Source organism: Rathayibacter caricis DSM 15933, assembly GCF_003044275.1.
Taxonomy (GTDB): Bacteria; Actinomycetota; Actinomycetes; order Actinomycetales; family Microbacteriaceae; genus Rathayibacter; species Rathayibacter caricis.
The window spans coordinates 232036-251932 of sequence record NZ_PZPL01000002.1; the positions used below are offsets into that span (position 1 = coordinate 232036).

The following is a 19897-nucleotide window of genomic DNA, read 5'->3' on the forward strand; positions in this document are numbered from 1 at the left end:
CGGCGACGTCGACGCGCTCGACACGGCCGTCCCTATGGGTGCGGTCGATGCGCCGTCGACGGACGCAGCGGAAGCGGCGGCGGACAGCCGGGCAGGGTCTCGCCGGACTCGGAAGGCACAGCAGGAGAGTGCCGCGGCCCGCGCCGCGGCGTCGCCGCTGACCCGCGAGAAGCCGTCGAGGCGGTCATGGAAGAAGCGGGCCATCCCGCATGAGGGCGGGAAGCAGAGGACCGAGAAGGGGCCGGCCCTGAAGCGCCCGATGCGGCCGACGTCGACGGGCTGGCTGGGCCGCGGCGGCGGGCAGGCCGTGTCGATTCAGCCGGCCGATGAGTTCCGTGCGACGACCGTGCAGGTGTGCGGCCTGTATCCGTTTTCGGTCGGTACCGGAACGCCCATGATCGGGGTGCCGCTGGGGAAGAACCTCGCCACGGGGGCGTCGGTGCTCTGCGATCCGATCAGCTGGTTCCAGCGGGCGCAGCTGATCTCCAACCCGTCGATGTTCGTCCTCGGCAAGCCGGGCCTGGGGAAGTCCTCGCTCACCCGCCGTATGGCGACCGGGCTCGCCGGATATGGCACTCTCCCGCTGGTCCTCGGCGATCTGAAGCCCGACTACGTGGACCTGATTCGCGCGATGGACGGGCAGGTCATCACCCTCGGCCGCGGCCGCGGCTACCTGAACATCCTCGACCCCGGCGAAGCGACCACCGCAGCCGCGCGCCTCCGCGCCGACGCCGACACGGCGCTCGAGCGGGCCGTCGAGCTCGACGCTCTCGGCGAAGGCTCAAAGGAGCAACGCTTGCATGCTGTGAAGTCGCAGCGCCTCGCGTCGCAGGTGCTCGCGGACGCTCATGGCCGGCGGCACACGATGATCGCCGCGCTGCTGACGATCCTGCGCTCCGAGCCGCCGAGTGACCGGGAGGAGACGATTATCGACCGGGCGTTGAAGTACCTGGACGAGACGCACGAGGGCATTCCCGTCCTCGCGGATCTCCTTGCCGTCATCCAGGCGGCGCCGGACGAGATTCGCCAGGTCGCCCTCGACCGCGGCGACCTCACCCGCTACAAGGCCATCACCGAGAACCTCGAAGCCTCCCTCATCGGCCTCACCACCGGTGGCCGCCTGGGAGAGATCTTCTCCCGCCAGACGACCACCCCGATGCGGCGGGACCGGCCGGTGGTCTACGACGTGTCCTCGATCGATGACTCCGAAGGCGACCTGCAGGCCAGCATCCTCCTCGCCTGCTGGTCCGCCGGCTTCGGCACCGTCAACGTCGCCTCCGCTCTCGCAGAAGCAGGGCTGGAACCGCGCCGGCACTACTTCGTCATCCTCGATGAGCTGTGGCGGGCGCTCCGAGCGGGGAAGGGCATGGTCGATCGCGTCGACGCGCTCACCCGCCTCAACCGCGCCCGCGGAGTCGGCCTGGCAATGATCAGCCACACCATGTCCGACCTCCTCGCACTCGCCTCGCAGGAGGACCAGATGAAGGCCAAGGGCTTCGTGGAACGCTCCGGCATGGTCATCTGCGGCGGCCTGCCGGGCGCTGAGATGCCCCTGCTGACCTCGGCGGTTCCGCTGTCGAACGCGGAACAGTCGATGCTCACGAGCTGGCAGGACCCGCCGGCCTGGGACCCGGTATCGGGACACGAGTCCGAGCCTCCCGGGCGCGGACGGTTCCTGATTAAGGTGGGCGGCCGGCCAGGTATCCCGATCCGGGTGCAGCTCACCGCCGCCGAGCTGGACGTCAACGACACCAACAAGCTCTGGCACACCACGTCCCGCGCCGGACGCGCGAACGAGCCGCTGGCGACCGACCCGGTCGTGGTGGAGATCCTCCCGTGAGCGTCCTCGTCACCCTCGGCGCGAGCTGCGTCGCGGTCAGCGCGGCCGGTGCCGCAATCGTCAGCGCGATCCACGCCCGCCAGCGGACCGCGGATCGTGATCGGTTCTTGCTCACGGGGTGCTGGACAGGGATCGGCCTCATGGCTGCGTTCGTCGCCCGGGACCAGTGGGATCGGGTGATCGCGTGAGCTGCCCGTCGACGGTCGCGTTCGAGAGCTACCGCTGGGCGTGCCAGCGATCCGCGCCGGGGGAGCACGGCTTCCACACGACCGACCTTCCCGTCTCCTTCGCTGAGCGGGGCCTCGCCGTCCTCTCGTGGGGGACCTCGCACCAAGCATCCGCCGACGACTGCATCCCGCAGCGGGTCGGCCCGATCTACACGGAGGAGTCCGCATGAGCGCCACCGCCAACAACCGCCGCCGCGAGCCCGGCAAGGCAGGCACCGACGGCCTGATGCTCAGCGCCGCCGTGACGGCGATTGCCGTCGTCGGCATCTCCTGGGTGTCCGTCGCGGTCGGCTCGAAGCTCGACGGCGTGAACGAGGGCCTGCCCTCCGACCCGTTCGAGATCCTGTCGGGCCTCGCCCGCGGCACGGTCACCTGGTCCTCGTCCGCGACGATGATCGCCGCAGCCGCCGGCGGCGTCATCGCCCTCGTCGCACTGTGGTTCCTCTGGATGAAGGCGCTCGGCCGGAAGGGCCGCGCGAACGTCGACCGGTCCGCCCGGTACATGGCGACGGAGCGGGATCTGGCGCCGATGCTGAGCAAGCAGGCGATGAAGAAGTCCAAGCGGTTGGGCGTCGACGGGTCGCCCGGCGTGCCGGTAGGGCGGCTCGTGTCGACGGGGAAGATGCTCTACGCCTCGTTCGAGGACATGATCACCGTCGTCGCCGGCCCCCGCGTCGGCAAGTCGACGTCCCTGGTCATCCCCGCGATCATCGTCGCTCCTGGCGCGGTCGTCACGACGTCGAACAAGCGCGATGTGCTCGACGCGACCCGCGACGTCCGCGAGAAGGACGGGCCGGTGTGGGTGTTCGACCCGCAGCGCGTCGCCCGCGAGGACGCGACGTGGTGGTGGAATCCGCTCTCCTACGTCACCGACGATGTGCGCGCCGCGAAGCTCGCGCAGTACTTCGCCTCGGGATCCCGGGCGACGGACGCGAAGACGGACGCCTTCTTCGACGGCGCCGGCCAGAACCTCCTCGCCGGCATGCTGCTCGCCGCCGCAGTCGGGCAGAAGCCGATCAGTCAGGTGTTCGCGTGGCTCACGGACGTCACGAACGAAGAGCCGGTGCGGCTGCTGCGCTCGGGTGGGTATCCGATGACCGGGGACGCGGTGCTCGGGATCATCCAGTCGACTGAGAAGCTGCGAGGGTCGGTCTACTCGACCACGCAGGAGATGGCGGCGTGCTTGAAGAACACGCAGGTCGCGGACTGGGTGAACCCCCGCGGCACCGCGGACCCGCGGCCGCAGTTCGACGCGGCAGACTTCGTCCGCGGCTCGGGGACTCTCTACTCGCTGTCCAAGGAGGGCGCCGGCACCGCCGGCCCCCTCGTTACGGCTCTCACCGCGGCCACGCTTGAGGCGGCGACGGACCTCGCGGACACCTCACCCGGCGGGCGGCTGCGCACGCCTCTCGTCGGGATCCTCGATGAGGCCGCGAACGTGTGCCGGTGGCGGGACCTCCCCGACCTGTACTCGCACTTCGGCTCCCGCGGAATCCCGATCATGTCGGTGTTCCAGTCCTGGTCGCAGGGCGTCGCCGTGTTCGGCAAGGAGGGCATGTTGAAGCTGTGGAGCGCGTCCAACGCATTCCTCTACCTCGGTAGCGTGAAGGAGAACGACTTCCTCCAGAACGTCTCCGAGCTCGTCGGGGACTACGACCGCGAAACGACCTCCGCCAGCTACAACAAGGGCGTCCGCTCGACCTCGACCGCGTTGAAGCGCGAGCGGATCTTGACCGTGGATGAGCTCGGAGCAATGCCCCGCGGCCGCGCCGTACTGCTCTCTACCGAATCCCGCGCTGCGCTGCTGCGCACCGTGCCCTGGTACGAGGGCACAAAGCAGAAGGTCGCGGCAATCAAGGCATCCATCGCCGCACACGACCCCGCAACGGCCTCGACGAGCGTCACCGCACCGGCCCCTATCGTCGCGACGTCGGCGCAGCGGGTCGTGACGGCCGCCGAGCCCGTCGTGGCGACCGTCGAGCCGGCACCGGCGATCGACCTCGCAGCGTCGATGCGGGCTCTGATGGAGAACGAGGACGCCAGGCGCGCGGAGGCGCAGCGTGATTGACGACGACCCGCTCGCTGGAGGCGACGTTCAGGAAGCCGCCGGCGTCTTGCCCGCTGTCGACGCGGACGGACAGGCTGCGGGCCCTTCGCTCCTCGGCGCGTTCGACATCGACGCGATTGCCACGAAAGAGGTTGCGGACGTCATCACCGGGATTATCGCCGGCATGACGAAGGAGGCCCTGGAACGAGCCCTCACACCCGAGCGGGTCGAGCTGATGCAAGCCTGCGCCGAAGCGGCCGTGCAGCACTCGTTCGAGGACGAATCCGGTCCGACGCTCATCTACGGCTCCGCAGACGAGTGGCTACGGAAATACTGGCGGTACACCTACCGCCGCCGCGTCTCCGCCAAAGGAAACGGCACCGGCCGCTGGCGCGCCGACTGGTGGAGCGTCGACGAGGCAGTGCAACGCATCGAAGCGCTGTGGCGTAGCTGGGAGACCTCAAGACTCGACGCCGGCCTCGGGATGAGCACGTGGTGGATCAATCACGCTGAACCCCACATGGGCGCCCTGCTAGCAACCGACGGACCGTTCACAAACGCGACGGACGAGAACCTGCCGGGCGAGCCGCTGCCATACGCCGAACCGCCCGACGGAATGTTCGAGCCTGACATCCAGGCCTAGCAAGACCGACCCATCGATCTTGTATCCCTGTGCTGGTCCGCGGTCGAAGCTCTGAAATTCGTCGCCTCACCCGGCTCTCGGCGCCCGAAGTGCGGGTCTTGAGCGCCGAGAGCTTCCGGCTCCGTCGCGGATGACGCTGGAGTCGGTCGACTTCGACGCGCCGACGCGCCGCCGGATGCCCGGCGCGATCAGAGCGGCGATCAGCGCGAGCACGCCTGCTGCGGCGGAGGCCCAGAACCCGATCGAGAAGGCCTCGTCGGTGGGGGCTCCCTGCGCCGTGATGTTCGACGACAGCAGTGCGGCGATGACGGCTGTGCCGATGCTGCTGCCGATGGTCCGCAGCACGGTGTTGGCGCTGATCGCCTCTCCGGTCTGCTCGGCGGGCACGCTCTCCACGATCGCGTTCGAGGTCGCCGCGAGCGCCATGCCGATGCCGATGCCGGTGAGAACTCCCGAGACGAGGATCTGCCACTCCTCTCCGTGCGCCACAGCAGGAAGGACGAACGCGGCGATCACGGCGACGGAGCCGACGATCATCGGTACCTTGGCGCCGACCGCGCGCACAAGGGCGCCGGCGGCCACGCCCGAGACGATCATCGCGACGACCGTAGGCAGGAGGTAGAGTCCCGCCTCGCTGACCGACTTGCCGAAGCCGTAACCGAGGGCGCTGGGCAGCTGCAGCAGCGTTGGGATGAGGATGAACGTGCCGAACATCGCGAAGCCAAAGACCAGGGCGACGACGTGCGCGGTCCACACGCCCCGGTGGCGGAACAGGCGCACGTCGATCAGCGGCTCGGCCACCCGGAGCTCGACGAGGACGAAGACGATCAGCGCGACGGCGCCGAGGGCGAGCAGGCCGACGGTCTTGACGTCGCCCCAGCCCCACGACTGCCCATCGCCGATGGCGAGCAGTACCGAGACGAGGCCGACGGACAGGATCGCGGTGCCGACGAGGTCGAGGCGCCCGGGCGTGCGGACGGGGCTCTCGGGGATGCCGAAGATCGCGCCTAGCAGAGCGATCAGGACGAGCACCGCGGGGAGCCAGAACAGCCAGTGCCACGACAGTGCCGCGACGATTGGACCCGCCGCGACGATTCCGACGCCCGCGCCGATGCCGAAGATCGCCGAGAGCAGTCCGATCGTGATGCTCACGCGCTCCGGAGGGAGCTCGTCGCGGACGATGCCGATCGAGAGCGGCATGACCGCGCCGGCCGCGCCCTGCAGGACCCGCGCGAGGATCAGGACGCTGAGGTTCGGCGCGAGTGCGGCGAGCACGGTGCCGACCAGGAGGAGCGACAGGACGACGAGGAGCACTTTGCGCTTGCCGACCATGTCGCCCAGCCGCCCGAGGATCGGAGTGAGCACGGACGCTGACAGGAGGTAGGCCGTGAGCACCCAGCTGACCTCGCTCGTCGTTGCGTCGAGGTCCTGCCCGATCGTGCCGAGCGCCGGGGCGACGAGCGACTGCAGGACAGCGAAGGAGAGACCGCCGAGGGAAAGGTAGGCGATGATCGCCGTCCCCCCGGCCTTCTTCGGCGCGGTGCGCGCCTGCTGGTCGGTCGCGGTCATGGTGCTCCTGTCGTCCGATGTAAACGTCTGCTGACTTATTGATGATGGCGGTGGGAGCACATCATGTCAACGATTGATTACATCTCTCCACGGTGGGCTATCGTCGCGTAGGGAACGCGCACGGCCGAGGAGGTCCGCATGACGGGCAACGATTCGAGGCGGCACGCGCGCGATGCCGATCGCACTCGCGACGAGCTCGTTCGAGCTGCGCGTCGGAGGTTCGCGACCGAGGGCTATCGTGCGGCGACGGTGCGGGGGATCGCCTCCGACGCCGGCGTGAACGTGGCTCTGATCAGTCGGTACTTCGGCTCCAAGGAGGGACTTTTCGCGGCGTGCGTCCAGCGCAGCGTCGACGAGATGAGCCCAGCGGCAGCGCCTGCGGGTCTAGATGCTCTGATCGACCGGTTGATTGAGCGCGTGGTCCGCTCACCCGACTCCGACGAGCCGCTGCAGATGCTGCTCCTGCTCCGCTCCTCCGGCGACGAGGGTGCTGACCGGATTCGACGCGAGACCCTGGAGTCGTTCACCGCGAGCATCGCCGGTATAGCCGGACTTGAACCGGGCGCGCCGCAGGGCGAGGATCTCATGCTCCGCGCGCAGCTCGCGATCGCCACACTTGTCGGCCTGGTGATGCTGCGCGCCTCCGCCGTCGTCGAGCCGACCACCTCGGCCACAGCCGCACAGCTCGATGAACCACTGAGATCGGCGCTCCGGGCGCTGCTCGGCATAGAGACTCCCGAACGCTGAAGAGGTGCGCCACCGGCCGAGCCGCCTGGTGCATCGGCCACCTTTTCGTATCGCTGACGTCGTCTCGGTCAGCGAAGGAGACCTCAGTTCGGAAGGATGACGAGGTGTCGATCTGCAGACCTGCGTGGCGGCTCGCAGTAGCGTTCTGCGACCGAAGACTCCGTAGCGACAGCCAACCAGCAACGACTCAGATCTCGCGCGAGCCGGTACTGCACCTTCACGGGTCGGACCGCGCCTGAACGTCCTTGGAACGGCGGCTATGCACGAGACGGCATGGCGCCAATGCCCAGCTGCCTTGTGCAGGGACGCTCAGAATGAGCGGCGCTGAGAGTTGAGCGTGATCAGCGCCAGATAGAGCTCGACGCTGTCGCGGAGGGCGATCGTCGTCAGCACGCGCGTTGAGGCGAGCGTGGCTGCGAAGGACTCAGCCGAACTCCAGTCAGCGGGAGGACAGTCCGTTGCGCTCACGAGGTCGCTTCGACGAGTCGGCGGAGACCGACCGCCGAAAGGGAGCCGAGGCTCGCAAGGAAGGCGCCGCCGATCACGGAGAGGACGTACACGACGATCGGCGCCCACGAAGGGCGCCCGCGATGAGCGTACGGGCGCGCGGAGGCGCGGCGGGAAGAATGACGGCGGAAATGAAGACCTCCTCAGAGGCGGCGCGGAATGCGCCGCGCTGAAATCAACGATGCCGCTGTAGCGCCCTTACGTCGTCATCTCCGTGGACCTCTCGGACTGGTCTGATTGCAGTACATGGCGGCGAGATTGATTCGGCGCAGCGCCCTCGACGGGTTGCCCGTCATCTGGCGCCTCGCTCGTCAGGGCCGCCGGTGCAGTCGGCACGTGCCCCGCATGTGCACTGCAGAGCGATCGAGATCGACAGTGCCGTCCTGCAGCCAGTCGAGCTCGGCGTAGGCGTTGTCGGCGAGCCCGACTGGTCCCGTTCCACGTGCAGCAGCTGGCCCTGCTCGTCCGCTGCGCGTGAAGGTAAGGATTCACGACGCGAGTGCCGCCCTGGTCAAGGGTCGCGGCCCGGACGCTTGACGAAGTTGGGTGAGGCCTTCCCGCCCACGACTTGTCGCCGACCGCGGTTTTCGGAAAGGGGTCCGGTCCTCTGCATCGAGTCGGGTTGGCGACGCCGCTCGCCCGGACGTTGGATGAGAAGACCGATGTCGCTCTGCGCCAGCGTCGTGTTCTCGCGGGCGGCGGACTACTTCATCGAGAATTGCTCTCGACGAAGGTCCGCTGCACAACATTCGCCTCAGTGGGATCGCCGAAACTCGTCGAGACCGGAGTCGAACGCCATCGAGACGAGCTGGGCGCGGTCTCGAGCTCCGACCTTCCTCATCGCCCTGCTCGCGTGCGTCTTGACAGTAAAGGGTGAAACGAAGAGCGTCGCTGCCGCTTCGTCGTTGCTCGCACCTCGGCAGATGGCGGTGACGACCTCCCGCTCGCGCGCCGTGAGCTGGTCGAACCGTGCGGTGAGCACCGGATCGGTCGCGCCGCTGGGGGAGTCGGCGAGCTGAGCGATCAGCAGTTGGGCGGCGGCTCCAGACAGAGCGCCACCACCGCCGAACACCTCGCGGATAGCACTGGCCAGCTCGGTGGGTCTGACCCCCTTGCTGAGGAATCCGTTGGCACCCGACCGAAGAGCGGAAAGGACGTTCTCGTCGTTGTCGAAGGTCGTCAGGATCAGGATCCGCACCTGAGCGCTGGAGTACCGGACTCGGATTCTGCGCGTCACCTCTACCCCATCGATTCCTGGCATCCGCAGATCGAGCAGCACGACGTCGATCGCCTCTTCGTCGAGGGTCGAGAGGGCGGCGAAGCCGTCGTCGAGGTCGGCGACGAGCTCGATGTCGTCCTGCGTCTCCAGGATGGCTCGAAGCCCCATGCGGATCATCTCCTGGTCATCGACGATCATGAGTCGGATCACGACACGGCCCCGCCATCGCGGCGCATCGTGGCCGTCACGCTGAATCGTGTGGGTGTCGATCTGATGTCGAGTCGGCCCCCTGCGGCTTCGACGCGCTCGCGCATACCGATGAGTCCGTAGCCGAACTGGTCGGAGGGGGGTTTCGTCCCGTCGACGACGTTGTCGAGGGTGATGACGAGGTGATCGGCCGGGCAGGTCACTCCGACGTCGATGCGTCCACTCCCGTGTCGATGGGCATTGGTCAGGGCCTCTTGCGCCATCCGGTAGGCGGCGACACTCACGGAGCTGTCCACGGGTGGCATCTGAGCCGGGAAGGACGACTCGATCTGTGCTCCAGCGGAAACGAGCGGCCCGAGCAGAGCGGGGATGCTCTGCGCACTGGGCATAGCGCGAACGGCGTCCTGCGGATCCTTCTCCCCTCGACGCAGCACGCCGAGGATCCTCTGGGTCTCCTGGAGAACGCTCTGGACTCCTCGTTGCGCGGTATTGAGCGCGGCGCGAGGCTTGGTCTGTGTGGTGTCGAGATGCACGTCGATCACTCCTAAATTCATGCTGATCACAGCGATCTCATGTCCGACGACGTCATGCAGGTCTCGGGCGATCCGAAGCCGTTCCTCCGCCACCCGTCTGGTGATCTCGGAGTCGCGTGAGGTGACCGCGTCACGAGCGAGGTCCTGGACGGCGAGGAGATAACTCTCGTGCACTCGGATTGTGGAGCCTGTCGCCGCTGCGGCGATGGTGGTGCTGAAAGCGATGTATGCCCCGGGGTCGCCGAAGTCGGTCGAACCGCTGAAGACGGTAGCGGAGTACAGCGTGACGGCGACCGTCAGCGCTCCGACGAAGACCCGATATCCGCGGAGGCCGAGGGAGAAAAGCAGGGCGATCGCCAGGATCCAGCCCGCCCATGGTTGGTCGCTGGCTGTGATCGCGAGAGCCGCTCCGACCGCGGCGACGAGCAGTCCCTGAAGGCCCCGGCGCCGGCTGATCCAGAGGGCGACGACATAGAGCGTGAGCGAGACGTAACCGACCACTCCGCCCGATGCCACGAGCAGGACGATTAGGTATGCCACGCACGCCACAACGGCCACGAGCACCGAGACGCGATCCAACGTCCGGCTGCTGTAGAACCAGTACGGGGGGTCGAGCGGCGCAGCGCTGGCAGTGGTCACACCCCATTGTGACCAGTCGACACCGCCTCGGGCCCGGGCTGATTGACGTCGACGCCTACTGGCGCCTGATGCAGCTCAGCTTTCCCTACTTGCGTGACAAGCCAGGCGCCGGAGCCTCCATCATCTTCGCCTCCGAAGCGGCCGTCATGGGGGATGCGTTGTACACCCCTTATGACGCGAAGCAGTGCTCGGTCCGCGCGGAGCTCGCGGGTCCGCTGGTCGACATGTTCCGTTCGCTGCTCGCCGGCGGAAGCCACGGCCGACACTGTCGGCGCCGACGCGAGGTGCGGCGCTTTCACTACTTGAGCAGCGCCTTCATCTGGTTCGCGAGAAGCAGGGTGGCGCGCTTCGGCGCGAGGCGGGACAGCCGGTCGAGGAAGGTCACGTCCTTGCCGATGACTACGCGGTAGCTACCCTTCTCGACGGCGCCGACGATGCGTCGAGCCGCTTCGGCGGGGGTGGTCGGCTTTGGAGCCTTACCGCCGGGGGCGGTCATGGTTGGCATGGTGACGCCGGAGTTGGCGGTGATGTTCGTGCCGATCGCGCCGGGGAAAACTATCGTCGCGGCCACCCTGGTGCCCTGCAGCTCGGCGAACAGCGCCTCCGTGAAGAGCTTCACCGCCGCCTTGCTCGCGCCGTACGCAGCCTGTCCAGGCACCGGGGTGAGCGCCCCCATGCTCGAAACATTGACGATGGACGCCTCGGGCCGCTCGAGCAGATGGGGCAGGAAGGTCTTCGTGGTGTTCACGACCCCCCAGAAGTTCACATTCATGACGCGCTCGATGGTGCCGTACTCCAACTCGGCGATCTTGACGAAAGGCTGGATGATGCCGGCGACGTTGATGAGACCATCGATTGACCGGTGCACGACGAGGATGTCGTCGGGGAGGCTCTCGACAGCGGCACGGTCGGAGATGTTGACCGGATGTACGGAGAGGCGATCACTGCCGGCGAGGCGCACCGTCTCGGCGAGGCCGTCCGCGTCCAGGTCGAGTGCTGCGACGTGCCCGCCCTTCGCGAGCAGGGCGAGCACGACCTCGCGCCCGATGCCATTGCCGCCTCCGGTTACGGCGAAGACTCTGTCGGCGATCTGCATGGTGTGGCTCTCTCTCAGTGTGCGGTTCGTGCGGTACGGGAGTCTCGGCCCGACCTCTCAAGCGGGGTCGGCGACGGGTGCAGGTTGCTCGCGTCGGGTCAGGCGTTGATGAGGGCGCCGCCGTCGGCGTGGAGATTTTGGCCGGTGATCCAGTGGCTGTCGTCGGAGGCGAGGAACACGGTGACCGGCGCGACGTCGTCATAGGGGTTGCCCGCACGACGGAACGGATTCGCGATGAACATCTCCTGCACGCGCTCACGCACCTCCGGACTCAGGGTGGTGAGACCCCCCGAGGCGTTCTCGGTGAGCCCGTTGGGGCAGAGCGTGTTGATCCGGATGTTGTACTGGCCCCACTCTCGGGCGACGCTGCGCGACAGCCCGCGCACGGCCTCCTTGGAAGCCGCGTAGGGCGCGTAATAAGCCTCGCCCGACACCGCTGCCTCCGACGCGAAGTTGATGATCGACGAGCCTGCGCCCTCCTTGTCGCGGAGGTAGGGGAAGCACAGCTTCATGAGGTGCCAGTAGGCGTAGACCGAGCTGCGCATCTCGACGTCGAGATCGTCGATCGTCTTCTCGAGGAACGGCTTCGGGATGGTGATGGTGTGCGCGTTGTTGACGAGTACGTCAATCGTTCCAAACTGCGCCGCCGTGGCGTCGACGAACGCGACGAGATTGTCGTAGTCGGTGATATCCACGGTCATCGCGAGCACCTCGGCGCCCCGCTCCTCGCAGAGCCTCTTCGTCTCCGCCAGCTTCTCTTCGTTCCTCGCGCAGATCGCGAGCTTCGCGCCCTCCGTCGCCATGCGAAGCGCCTGCTGCTTTCCCAGTCCGCTGGAGCATCCGGTGATCAGGACGACCTTGCCGTCGAGCTTTCCTGCCATGTTCATCTTCTTCCGTGTCGTTGCGCTCCGCACCGGAGCTCGCGTCGGGTCCAGCTTCACTGCGTGGGGCGGGCCCGTCGTCGTTCCCGCGGATCGGACCGTGTACTACAAATGAAGCAGTGGTCAACCACCGCGGGCGGTCGCAGGACCCAGAACAATGAAATGGGACCCTTCCGCCGAGCTATGGGCACGCGAAGGCATGCACGAAGCGTTCATCGTCGTTCCACGGCAGCCACTCCGTATCGGCTTCCGGGATGCCGACCGTGGCGAATCGGACCCATGCGCGGCTCATCTCGCGGGAGAGCGTTGCGCGGTAAGGATTCACGCCAACCAGAGGGATGCGCTCGACGGTGCCGAACACGTAGGGGATGTCCAACGAGTGACAGGAGCCGACGAGACCGTCAAGAACGTCGCTCATCTCGCGGAACTCATAGGCCCATACCGAGTCGGCTACCGTCGCGGCGATCGAGGCGAGATCGCGTGCGGGGCCTTCGAAGAGCATTGAACTCAGAACCCGCGCGAAGACGAGGTGCGGTCTCTCGTCGAGCACCTCGGTTGCGGTGGTCGTGAATGCTGCTTCCGCCCGAGGAACTCCCAGCTCTGTCAGCCGCGCGATGGCCTCGTCGGCGGTGAGGTCCACTGTGAATCGTGGATCCGCCGCAAACAGCGACCCGACCTCGTGGGTAGTCCACCCGATCAACAGCTGCTTGCCTGTGAAGCGGGGGGTGGCGACCGGCCAGAAGGGGTGCTCGGGAAGGTGCACCGCGTCGAGTGTCGGTCCGATACCACCCGAGGACTCCATCGACTCGGGCCCGAAGCTGAGCCCCGCCGCGGCGAGAGCATCGGCCTGGAGGTGGATGAGGTCGTCGACCGGGACGTCCAGGAGAGAGGCGACTCCGCCTTCTGCAGCGCCGACAACGCGATCACGGAACTCCGAGGCGGCCGTCTGCGGAAGGACGCGGGGGAACGGCCCACTCATCATGATCGCGCGAGCGAACAGGTCGGTCGCCGCAGGCATGGCGCAGAGTGCGGCGACCTTGGCACCTCCGCCGGACTGCCCGGCGATGGTGACGCGAGAGGGGTCTCCGCCGACCGAGGAGATGTTGTCGCGAACCCACTGCAGTGCCATCACGATGTCGAGCATTCCGGCGTGGGCCGAATCGGGCAGGCCTTCCGCGCGCAGATCGAGGAATCCGAGAATGCCGAGTCGGTGGGTGACGGTGACGATCACCACCTCTTCCGTAGCCGCCAGTACGTCGCCGTTGAACCACATCTCGTTCCCGGATCCCGCGAGATAGCCACCCCCGTGCAGCCACACCAACACGGGAAGCTCTTCCCCTGTGCGCGCCGCAGGGGCCCAGATGTTCAGCCGCAAGCAGTCCTCGCTCGTGGGGCCGCCTTCGAGCGGAGAGCCGTTCCGCGGGTGCATCAAGCGACCGAGGCGGTCGCGGTTGTCGATCTGCGGTGCGCTGGGCCCGAAGATCACCGCGTCGCGGACACCGTCCCAGGCTCTCGGCAGACGGGGCGCGCGGAAGCGGTTCGCTCCCGCGGTGTCGTCGCCGTAACGGACTCCGAGGAGCGTGAACACGCCGCCGGACTCCACGCCGCGAAGCACGCCCTGAGGTGTTGAGATCTCCCTGTGCACGGCCACCGACCAACTCCTTCGTCAGGCGACGCGGGTGCAGGTCAGGACGCGCATCCCGTGTAATAGTGAACACCACCACCAGCGCCTTGACAAGCGGTTGCCACAGCAAGGCGGCGAGACGGTCGATCCTGATCGCGGAAGGCGTAATCGTCGAAGAACGGCTGCCGCCGGACGATGCTGAACGGCCCGCTCCGCCCCCTCGTAACGATTCACGTACAAGAGTGGCAATCGGTTGTCAGTACGGCTATTGTCGGCGGAACGCGACGAAGCGTGTCTCGCGTAAGACGAAGGAGTTTTTATGCAGTCTCTGAGAGCATCCGCCGGAAGCAGCCGCGGATGGCGTCTGGCGGCGGCCGCGGCCGTCGTTGTCGCGACACTGAGTGTCAGCGCATGCTCGCCCGGTGGCGGCGGTACCGAGACAGGCGGCGGACAAGCGCCGACCGAACTCACGATCCCCGTGGCGCGGCAGCCCTCCCAGCTGGACCCTGTCAGTGCCTCATCGGGCACGGATGGGTACATCTGGAAGTCGGTCTACGACACTCTCGTCTTCACCGGACCAGACGGCGAGTACGAGCCGAGGGCTGCTACGGAGTGGTCCTTCTCCGAAGACGGTCTGACGATGAACCTGACGCTTCGCGACGACCTCGTCTTCTCGGACGGCACACCCGCGACCGCGAATGACCTGAAGGCGACACTGGAGCGCATCCGGGACACCCCGGGGCCGAGCCAGCGCGAGGTCGAGGGCATAGCGTCGATCGAGGTCACCAGCGACACGGCGCTGACGCTGACGCTGAGCCAGCCCGACCCCAGCCTCCTGCGGAAGTTCACCGGCCCAGCCGGCATCATCGCGAAGGCGGGCGAGCTGGCGGAACCGGGTTACGGGCAGAATCCGATCGGCTCCGGACCGTACATCCTCGATCTCGAAGCTTCGACGCCCGGGGCGGAGTATGTGCTGACCAAGCGGGATGATCACTGGAACGCCGACAACTACCCCTTCTCAACCGTCACGGTCCGCGTCATCGAAGACTCCACCGCGCTCGAGAACGCACTCCGCTCCGGGGAGGTCGACGTCGCACCGAGCGTGCTTCCCGCCTCGCGTGCCTCACTGGAGTCAGTGCCGGGCATCGAGATCTCCGAGGTCGAGAACACCAGCCAGCAGACCTTGATCATCGCCGACCGGGACGGCACCATTCAGCCGGCCCTCGCCGACGTGCGCGTTCGGCAGGCGATCAACATGGCTTTCGACCGGGAGAACATCGTGGCGAATGCGATGAACGGACTGGGCGCTCCATCCGAGCAGGTGTTCTATCCGACCTTCGACGCCTTCGACGAAGCCCTCAACGACACCTATGAATACGACGTTGAGGGGGCCAAAGATCTGTTGGCAGAAGCAGGCTATCCCGACGGCTTTTCGGTGACGATGCCGAGCATCATCTACTCGGGGCAGCTCGAGCCCGTTGTGGGGCAGGCTCTGGCGGACATCGGGATCGACGTGACATGGCAGCCGATCCCGGCCCAAGACACGGTTACCGCCATCACGTCCAAGTCGTTCCCCCTCGTGGTCTGGCCCGACGGCAACGACCCCGACGGCACGGTCGCCTTCGGTCACTTCTCGCCGCAGGGATTCCTGAACCCCTTCGGCAGCGAGGATCCCGAGCTCACCGAGATGCTCACCCGAGCGCGTGCGGCCGTCTCTGCAGAAGAGGCGAGCGCGGTCTACCAGGAGATCAACGAGTGGGGCGTCGAGAACGCCTGGTCTGCCCCCATCGTCAAGAGCCACTCGCTGGTCGCCGCGCGGGAGGGGTACGCAGTCGTGAACACCTCTTATCAGATCGCCCCGACTCTCGACCAGTTCGACGTCTCCGAGTGACCTGACCGGCGGGGCCGACCGCTTCTGGCGGCCCCGCCGACCCGCGCGCCTGCCTTACCTTCCCCGCCGACCGGCACGCTTGCCGTACTACCCCCACCTCTCTTGAAATCGAGGATTCCTTGCTGAGATACGCAGCGCGCCGGATCGCGACAGGCATCATCCTGATCGTCTTGGTCTCAGCGATCACCTACTGGCTATTGAGCTTCTCGTTCGACAGCATCCTGGCCAACCGGCTTCTGACCGCCGCCAACACCGAGACCGTCGCCGCGCTCAAGGCCGAACTCGGCCTCGACCGTCCGATCCCCGTGCAATACGTGGACTGGCTCGGTCGGGTGCTGACCGGAGACCTCGGCCAGTCCTTCTACACGGGGGAGCCAGTCGCTTCCGCGGTCGCCCGTCGCATGGGGGTGACCTTGTCGGTGATCATCCCGGCGTTGATCATCTCCGTCGTCATCGCCGTGGTGCTCGGCGTTGTCGCTGCAGCCCGAGGCGGCTGGATCGACAAGATGCTGCAGGGCGTCATGCTCAGCGGTCTCCTGATCCCGGGCCTGCTTGTCGCCATTTTCCTCGTGTCGGTTCTCGCCGTCACCCTGCAGGTACTTCCGGCCGGCGGCTACACCTCGCCGCAGGATGACCCCCAGGCATGGGTGCGGTCGATAACGATCCCGGTCATCGTGCTGTGCCTCGGGGGAGCCGCCAACATCGCCACCCAGGTACGCGGCACGATGATCGACGAGCTTCGCAAGGACTACGTGCGGACCCTGCGTACGCGGGGCGTCAGCACGAGAGCGCTGGTACTGCGTCACGCACTGCGCAACGCAGCGGGGCCGGCGCTTACCGTCGCGGGTCTGGAGTTCGGGTCGATGTTCTTCGGCGCGCTCGTCATCGAGCAGGTATTCGCCCTCCCCGGCGTCGGTCTCTACAGCTTCAACGCCTCCATCCAGGGCGACTTCCCGGTCATCATGGGGCTCGTCATTTTCTCCGTCGGTCTCACTGTCGCCATCAACCTCATCACCGACCTGGCCAATGGTTGGCTGAACCCGAAAGCGAGAGTCCATTGAGCGCGACACTGCCCGTCATCGCGGAGACCGTCGATCCGCCCGATCGCAGCTCCCGCCGCAGCACATTCGGCAAGCTCATTCGGGATCCGCAGGCTGTCATCACCGGCACGATCATCCTCGTGATGGTGGTATTCGGGCTGCTCGCGTCTGTGCTCCCTATGCATGAGCCGAACGAAGCGCGCCTCGACTCGTACAACCTTCCTTTGTTCTCCGACACCTACCCCCTCGGTACCGACCAGTTCGGTCGTGACATCTTCAGCCGACTGCTGCACTCGATGAACACCGCGACGGTCTCCGCTCTGATCGGCACCTCGATCGCGCTGGTGATCGGCACCGCGGCCGGCCTGGTCGGGGGATACTTCCAGCGGGTCAGGGGTGTGACGGAGTGGCTCTTCACGTTGATCATGACCTTCCCCGGTCTGCTCCTGCTCATCCTGCTGATGCCGCTCACCGCGGGCGACTACCGCTACACGATGGCCATCTTCGGTGTGCTTCTGTCGCCGGGCATCTACCGCATCGTGCGCAATCAGACGATCGGCGTCGGCCGCGAGCTTTACGTCGACGCGGCTCGAGTCTCCGGCGTGACGAACACGCGCATCCTCGCGCGACACGTCCTGTCGGTCGTCCGTGGGCCGATCATCGTCGCGACGTCGTTCCTCGCCGGATCGGCGATCGGAGTGCAGGCGGGGCTCGCGTTCCTCGGAGTCGGTTCGAAGGAGATCCCGAGCTTCGGGGCGATGATCGGCGACGGATTCCGCAACCTGTATGTCGATCCGCTGCAGTACATCTGGCCGTCGCTGTGGCTCGGTCTGCTCACGGCGTGCCTGGTCCTTTTCGGAAACGCCCTTCGGGACGCGTTCGAGGGTGCCCGTCCCCGCCCGGCGAAACTCACCGTCAACGGCACCGCTCTCGACGAGGTGAAGCAGCGCGCCGCCGACCACAAGGCCGGAGCCATGCTCGACGTGCACGATCTCGGAATCGCCTACCAGTCGCCCTCCGGGGACCGCGTCGAAGTAGTCCGCGGAGTGTCGCTGCAGGTCAACCCCGGCGAGGTCCTCGGGCTGGTTGGCGAGTCCGGATCAGGCAAGACGCAAACCGCTTTCGCCGTCCTGGGCGTCCTGCCGTCGGAGGCGATCGTCACACGCGGCTCGGTCCTCGTCGAAGGGCGTGAACTGCTGGGGGCGAAGCAGAAGGATCTGCATGCGCTGAGGGGCTCGACCATCGCGTACATCCCCCAGGAGCCGATGTCGAACCTCGATCCCGTCTACACCATCGGTGCCCAGATGGTCGAAGGGCTCCGGGCATCCTCGAGCATGTCGCGGAAGGACGCTGTGGCGCGGGTGCTCGCCCTGCTCGAGAGGGTGGGAATCGCGGACCCCCAGCGCACCTTCGACTCCTATCCCCACCAGGTCTCGGGAGGCATGGCCCAGCGCGTGCTGATCGCTGGTGCAGTCGCAAGTCGACCGAAGCTCCTGATCGCCGACGAGCCGACGACGGCGCTCGATGTGACGGTGCAGGCCGAGATCCTCGACCTGCTCCGCGACCTCCAGCAGGAGATCGGCATGGCGATCATCCTCGTCACGCACAACTTCGGAGTCGTCGCCGACATCTGCGACCGCATCGCGGTTATGCGGAACGGCGAGGTCGTCGAGACGGGCGGCACCCGAGAGGTATTCGCCGACCCGAAGCATCCGTACACGCGAATGCTCCTCGACGCGATCCTCGACGAGAGCACGGTCCGCTCGGATGGTCCGCCCGCACGACCCATCACCCTCGAGGAGCAGGGATCATGAGCCACAGCCTCTTGGAAGTGAACGACCTGAAGGTCAGCTATCCCGTCAGCGGATTCCGCAAGCCGCCCGTCGAGGTCGTGCACGGCGTGTCTTTCTCGATCGGCGTCGGCGAGACGCTGGGCATCGTGGGGGGAGTCGGGCTCGGGCAAGACCACCATCGGAAGGGCCATCCTGGGCCTTGCGCCGGTCTCGAGTGGAAGCGTACGGTTCGCGGGCCAGGAGATCTCCAAAGCGACGGGTACGCATCGGCGGGAGCTCGCGAAGCACCTGCAGGTCGTGTTCCAGGATCCTTACACCTCGCTCAACCCCTCCCTGACCGTGGGCGACACGCTCAGCGAACCCCTCGTCGTGCAGGGTGCGACTCGCCGAGACGCCCAAGCGCGGGTGCTCGACCTCCTCGACCGCGTGGGGCTGCCGAAGAACGCGGCCGAGCGGTTACCCCGGGAGTTCTCCGGTGGCCAGCGGCAGCGTGTGGCGATCGCCGGGCGCTTGCGCCCGAGCCCGAGCTGATCGTGTGCGACGAGCCGGTATCCGCCCTCGACCTGTCGACCCAGGCTACGATCCTCGACCTGCTCGTCGATGTGCAGCGCAGCACCGGCGTCGCCTATCTATTCATCTCCCACGATCTGACCGTGGTGCGACACATCAGCCATCGCGTCGGGGTGGTGTACCGGGGCGAGATCATCGAGGAAGGCACCGCGCCGCCGTCACATCGGAACCGGAGCATCCGTACACTCAGCGGCTGCTGCTCGCCGCCCCGGTCGCCGATCCGGTGCGCCAGGAAGCGCGTCGCGCCAATCGGGTACGGCTGAGGGAAACCCAGCGCGAGCAGGACGTCCAGGCGGGCGTCAGCCAGTAGGCACCGTCTCCGCGCCCGACAACGGGCGGCAGTCACGTCACCGACAGGAAAAGGAGGACCCGATGGAGGGTCTCAGGGACAAGGTCATCGTATTCGCAGGAGCCGGCGGTATCGCCACCGCCGCAGCGGCGATTCTGGGAGCCGGCGGAGCCCGACTCGTAGTGGGAGACGTCTCGCCGGCATCGGCCGAGCGCACCGTGCAGGCCGCCGCCGAGGGAGGCGGCGAGGGCGTGGCGACGACTCTGGACATCGCCGACGAGGAGCAGGTGAAGGCGCTCATCGATCTCGCGATCGAGCGATACGGCAAGATCGATGGCCTCTTCAACGTCGCCGCGAACGTCGACCCGTCGCAGGTCGAGCAGGACACCAATGTGGTCGACATCGACCTCGGAGTCTGGCAGCGAATGATCGATGTCAATCTCACCGGGTACCTCCTGACGGCGCGGTACGCGATCCCACACCTCGTCGAGGCCGGTGGCGGATCGATCGTCAACACGTCCTCCGAGGCGGTCTA

The 19897-nt window shown here is 67.0% G+C and carries 18 protein-coding genes; 12 read left to right on the plus strand and 6 right to left on the minus strand.

Annotated elements, in window-relative coordinates:
- Positions 1–34: 34 nt before the first annotated feature.
- Genes C1I63_RS19230 through C1I63_RS19250 form a run of 5 tightly spaced genes read left to right on the plus strand, consistent with a single transcriptional unit; the run spans position 35 to position 4757 of the window.
- Positions 35–1840, plus strand: coding sequence for an ATP/GTP-binding protein (locus tag C1I63_RS19230; protein ID WP_425326993.1), 1806 nt, complete (start codon positions 35–37; stop codon positions 1838–1840).
- Positions 1837–2028 carry a hypothetical protein gene (locus C1I63_RS19235; protein ID WP_107576162.1) on the plus strand — a complete coding sequence of 64 codons (192 nt, stop codon included), beginning with the start codon at positions 1837–1839 and terminating at the stop codon, positions 2026–2028. Before C1I63_RS19230 ends, C1I63_RS19235 begins: the two co-directional genes overlap by 4 nt.
- Positions 2025–2237: a hypothetical protein gene (locus C1I63_RS19240; protein WP_107576163.1), complete on the plus strand. Its 213-nt coding sequence runs from the start codon at positions 2025–2027 to the stop codon at positions 2235–2237. The genes C1I63_RS19235 and C1I63_RS19240 overlap by 4 nt, the downstream gene beginning before the upstream one ends.
- Positions 2234–4135, plus strand: a complete 1902-nt coding sequence (locus C1I63_RS19245) for a type IV secretory system conjugative DNA transfer family protein (RefSeq protein WP_107576164.1) — start codon at positions 2234–2236, stop codon at positions 4133–4135. The genes C1I63_RS19240 and C1I63_RS19245 overlap by 4 nt, the downstream gene beginning before the upstream one ends.
- A complete protein-coding gene (locus C1I63_RS19250; RefSeq protein ID WP_107576165.1) occupies positions 4128–4757 on the plus strand; it encodes a DUF4913 domain-containing protein in 630 nt (209 codons plus the stop codon). Before C1I63_RS19245 ends, C1I63_RS19250 begins: the two co-directional genes overlap by 8 nt.
- A gap of 66 nt (positions 4758–4823) precedes the next feature.
- Here the strand turns inward: C1I63_RS19250 and C1I63_RS19255 are convergent, their stop codons facing one another.
- Entirely contained in the window at positions 4824–6326 is a 1503-nt protein-coding gene (locus tag C1I63_RS19255) for an MFS transporter (RefSeq protein WP_107576166.1), read from the minus strand.
- 138 nt (positions 6327–6464) lie between these two features.
- On the opposite strand from C1I63_RS19255, the gene C1I63_RS19260 reads away from it, so the two are divergent.
- Positions 6465–7073: a TetR/AcrR family transcriptional regulator gene (locus C1I63_RS19260; RefSeq protein ID WP_107576167.1), complete on the plus strand. Its 609-nt coding sequence runs from the start codon at positions 6465–6467 to the stop codon at positions 7071–7073.
- Positions 7074–8334: 1261 nt separating this feature from the next.
- Here the strand turns inward: C1I63_RS19260 and C1I63_RS19265 are convergent.
- The 5 genes from C1I63_RS19265 to C1I63_RS19285 form a co-directional block, all read right to left on the minus strand.
- Positions 8335–8997 (minus strand): response regulator transcription factor, encoded by a 663-nt coding sequence (locus C1I63_RS19265; protein ID WP_244907290.1) that lies wholly within the window; start codon positions 8995–8997, stop codon positions 8335–8337.
- 8 nt (positions 8998–9005) lie between these two features.
- Complete coding sequence (locus C1I63_RS19270) at positions 9006–10178, minus strand: sensor histidine kinase (protein WP_107576169.1); 1173 nt, start codon at positions 10176–10178, stop codon at positions 9006–9008.
- Positions 10179–10476: 298 nt separating this feature from the next.
- Positions 10477–11274, minus strand: a complete 798-nt coding sequence (locus C1I63_RS19275) for an SDR family NAD(P)-dependent oxidoreductase (protein ID WP_107576170.1) — start codon at positions 11272–11274, stop codon at positions 10477–10479.
- Positions 11275–11372: 98 nt separating this feature from the next.
- Complete coding sequence (locus tag C1I63_RS19280; protein ID WP_159989490.1) at positions 11373–12155, minus strand: SDR family NAD(P)-dependent oxidoreductase; 783 nt, start codon at positions 12153–12155, stop codon at positions 11373–11375.
- A 181-nt stretch (positions 12156–12336) separates the two neighbouring features.
- Complete coding sequence (locus tag C1I63_RS19285) at positions 12337–13806, minus strand: carboxylesterase/lipase family protein (protein WP_107576172.1); 1470 nt, start codon at positions 13804–13806, stop codon at positions 12337–12339.
- Positions 13807–14098: 292 nt separating this feature from the next.
- On the opposite strand from C1I63_RS19285, the gene C1I63_RS19290 reads away from it, so the two are divergent.
- The 6 genes from C1I63_RS19290 to C1I63_RS19310 form a co-directional block, all read left to right on the plus strand.
- Positions 14099–15670 carry an ABC transporter substrate-binding protein gene (locus tag C1I63_RS19290; RefSeq protein WP_107576173.1) on the plus strand — a complete coding sequence of 524 codons (1572 nt, stop codon included), beginning with the start codon at positions 14099–14101 and terminating at the stop codon, positions 15668–15670.
- 119 nt (positions 15671–15789) lie between these two features.
- Positions 15790–16731 carry an ABC transporter permease gene (locus C1I63_RS19295; protein WP_107576174.1) on the plus strand — a complete coding sequence of 314 codons (942 nt, stop codon included), beginning with the start codon at positions 15790–15792 and terminating at the stop codon, positions 16729–16731.
- A complete protein-coding gene (locus C1I63_RS19300; protein WP_211315686.1) occupies positions 16728–18524 on the plus strand; it encodes a dipeptide/oligopeptide/nickel ABC transporter permease/ATP-binding protein in 1797 nt (598 codons plus the stop codon). Before C1I63_RS19295 ends, C1I63_RS19300 begins: the two co-directional genes overlap by 4 nt.
- Positions 18525–18695: 171 nt before the next feature.
- A complete protein-coding gene (locus tag C1I63_RS20465) occupies positions 18696–19034 on the plus strand; it encodes an ATP-binding cassette domain-containing protein (protein WP_425326996.1) in 339 nt (112 codons plus the stop codon).
- Positions 19035–19036: 2 nt separating this feature from the next.
- Positions 19037–19336, plus strand: coding sequence for a hypothetical protein (locus C1I63_RS20470; RefSeq protein WP_425326994.1), 300 nt, complete (start codon positions 19037–19039; stop codon positions 19334–19336).
- Positions 19337–19445: 109 nt separating this feature from the next.
- On the plus strand, positions 19446–19897 hold a 452-nt coding region (locus tag C1I63_RS19310; protein WP_146168514.1), incomplete at its 3' end, for an SDR family NAD(P)-dependent oxidoreductase.

Bases quoted from the DNA above. Each gene is read 5' to 3' on its own strand.
- C1I63_RS19230 (WP_425326993.1), top strand. From the start codon at position 35: ATGGGTGCGGTCGATGCGCCGTCGACGGACGCAGCGGAAGCGGCGGCG.
- C1I63_RS19245 (WP_107576164.1), top strand. From the start codon at position 2,234: ATGAGCGCCACCGCCAACAACCGCCGCCGCGAGCCCGGCAAGGCAGGC.
- C1I63_RS19255 (WP_107576166.1), bottom strand. From the start codon at position 6,326: ATGACCGCGACCGACCAGCAGGCGCGCACCGCGCCGAAGAAGGCCGGG.
- C1I63_RS19260 (WP_107576167.1), top strand. From the start codon at position 6,465: ATGACGGGCAACGATTCGAGGCGGCACGCGCGCGATGCCGATCGCACT.
- C1I63_RS19265 (WP_244907290.1), bottom strand. From the start codon at position 8,997: ATGATCGTCGATGACCAGGAGATGATCCGCATGGGGCTTCGAGCCATC.
- C1I63_RS19275 (WP_107576170.1), bottom strand. From the start codon at position 11,274: ATGCAGATCGCCGACAGAGTCTTCGCCGTAACCGGAGGCGGCAATGGC.
- C1I63_RS19280 (WP_159989490.1), bottom strand. From the start codon at position 12,155: ATGGCAGGAAAGCTCGACGGCAAGGTCGTCCTGATCACCGGATGCTCC.
- C1I63_RS19290 (WP_107576173.1), top strand. From the start codon at position 14,099: ATGCAGTCTCTGAGAGCATCCGCCGGAAGCAGCCGCGGATGGCGTCTG.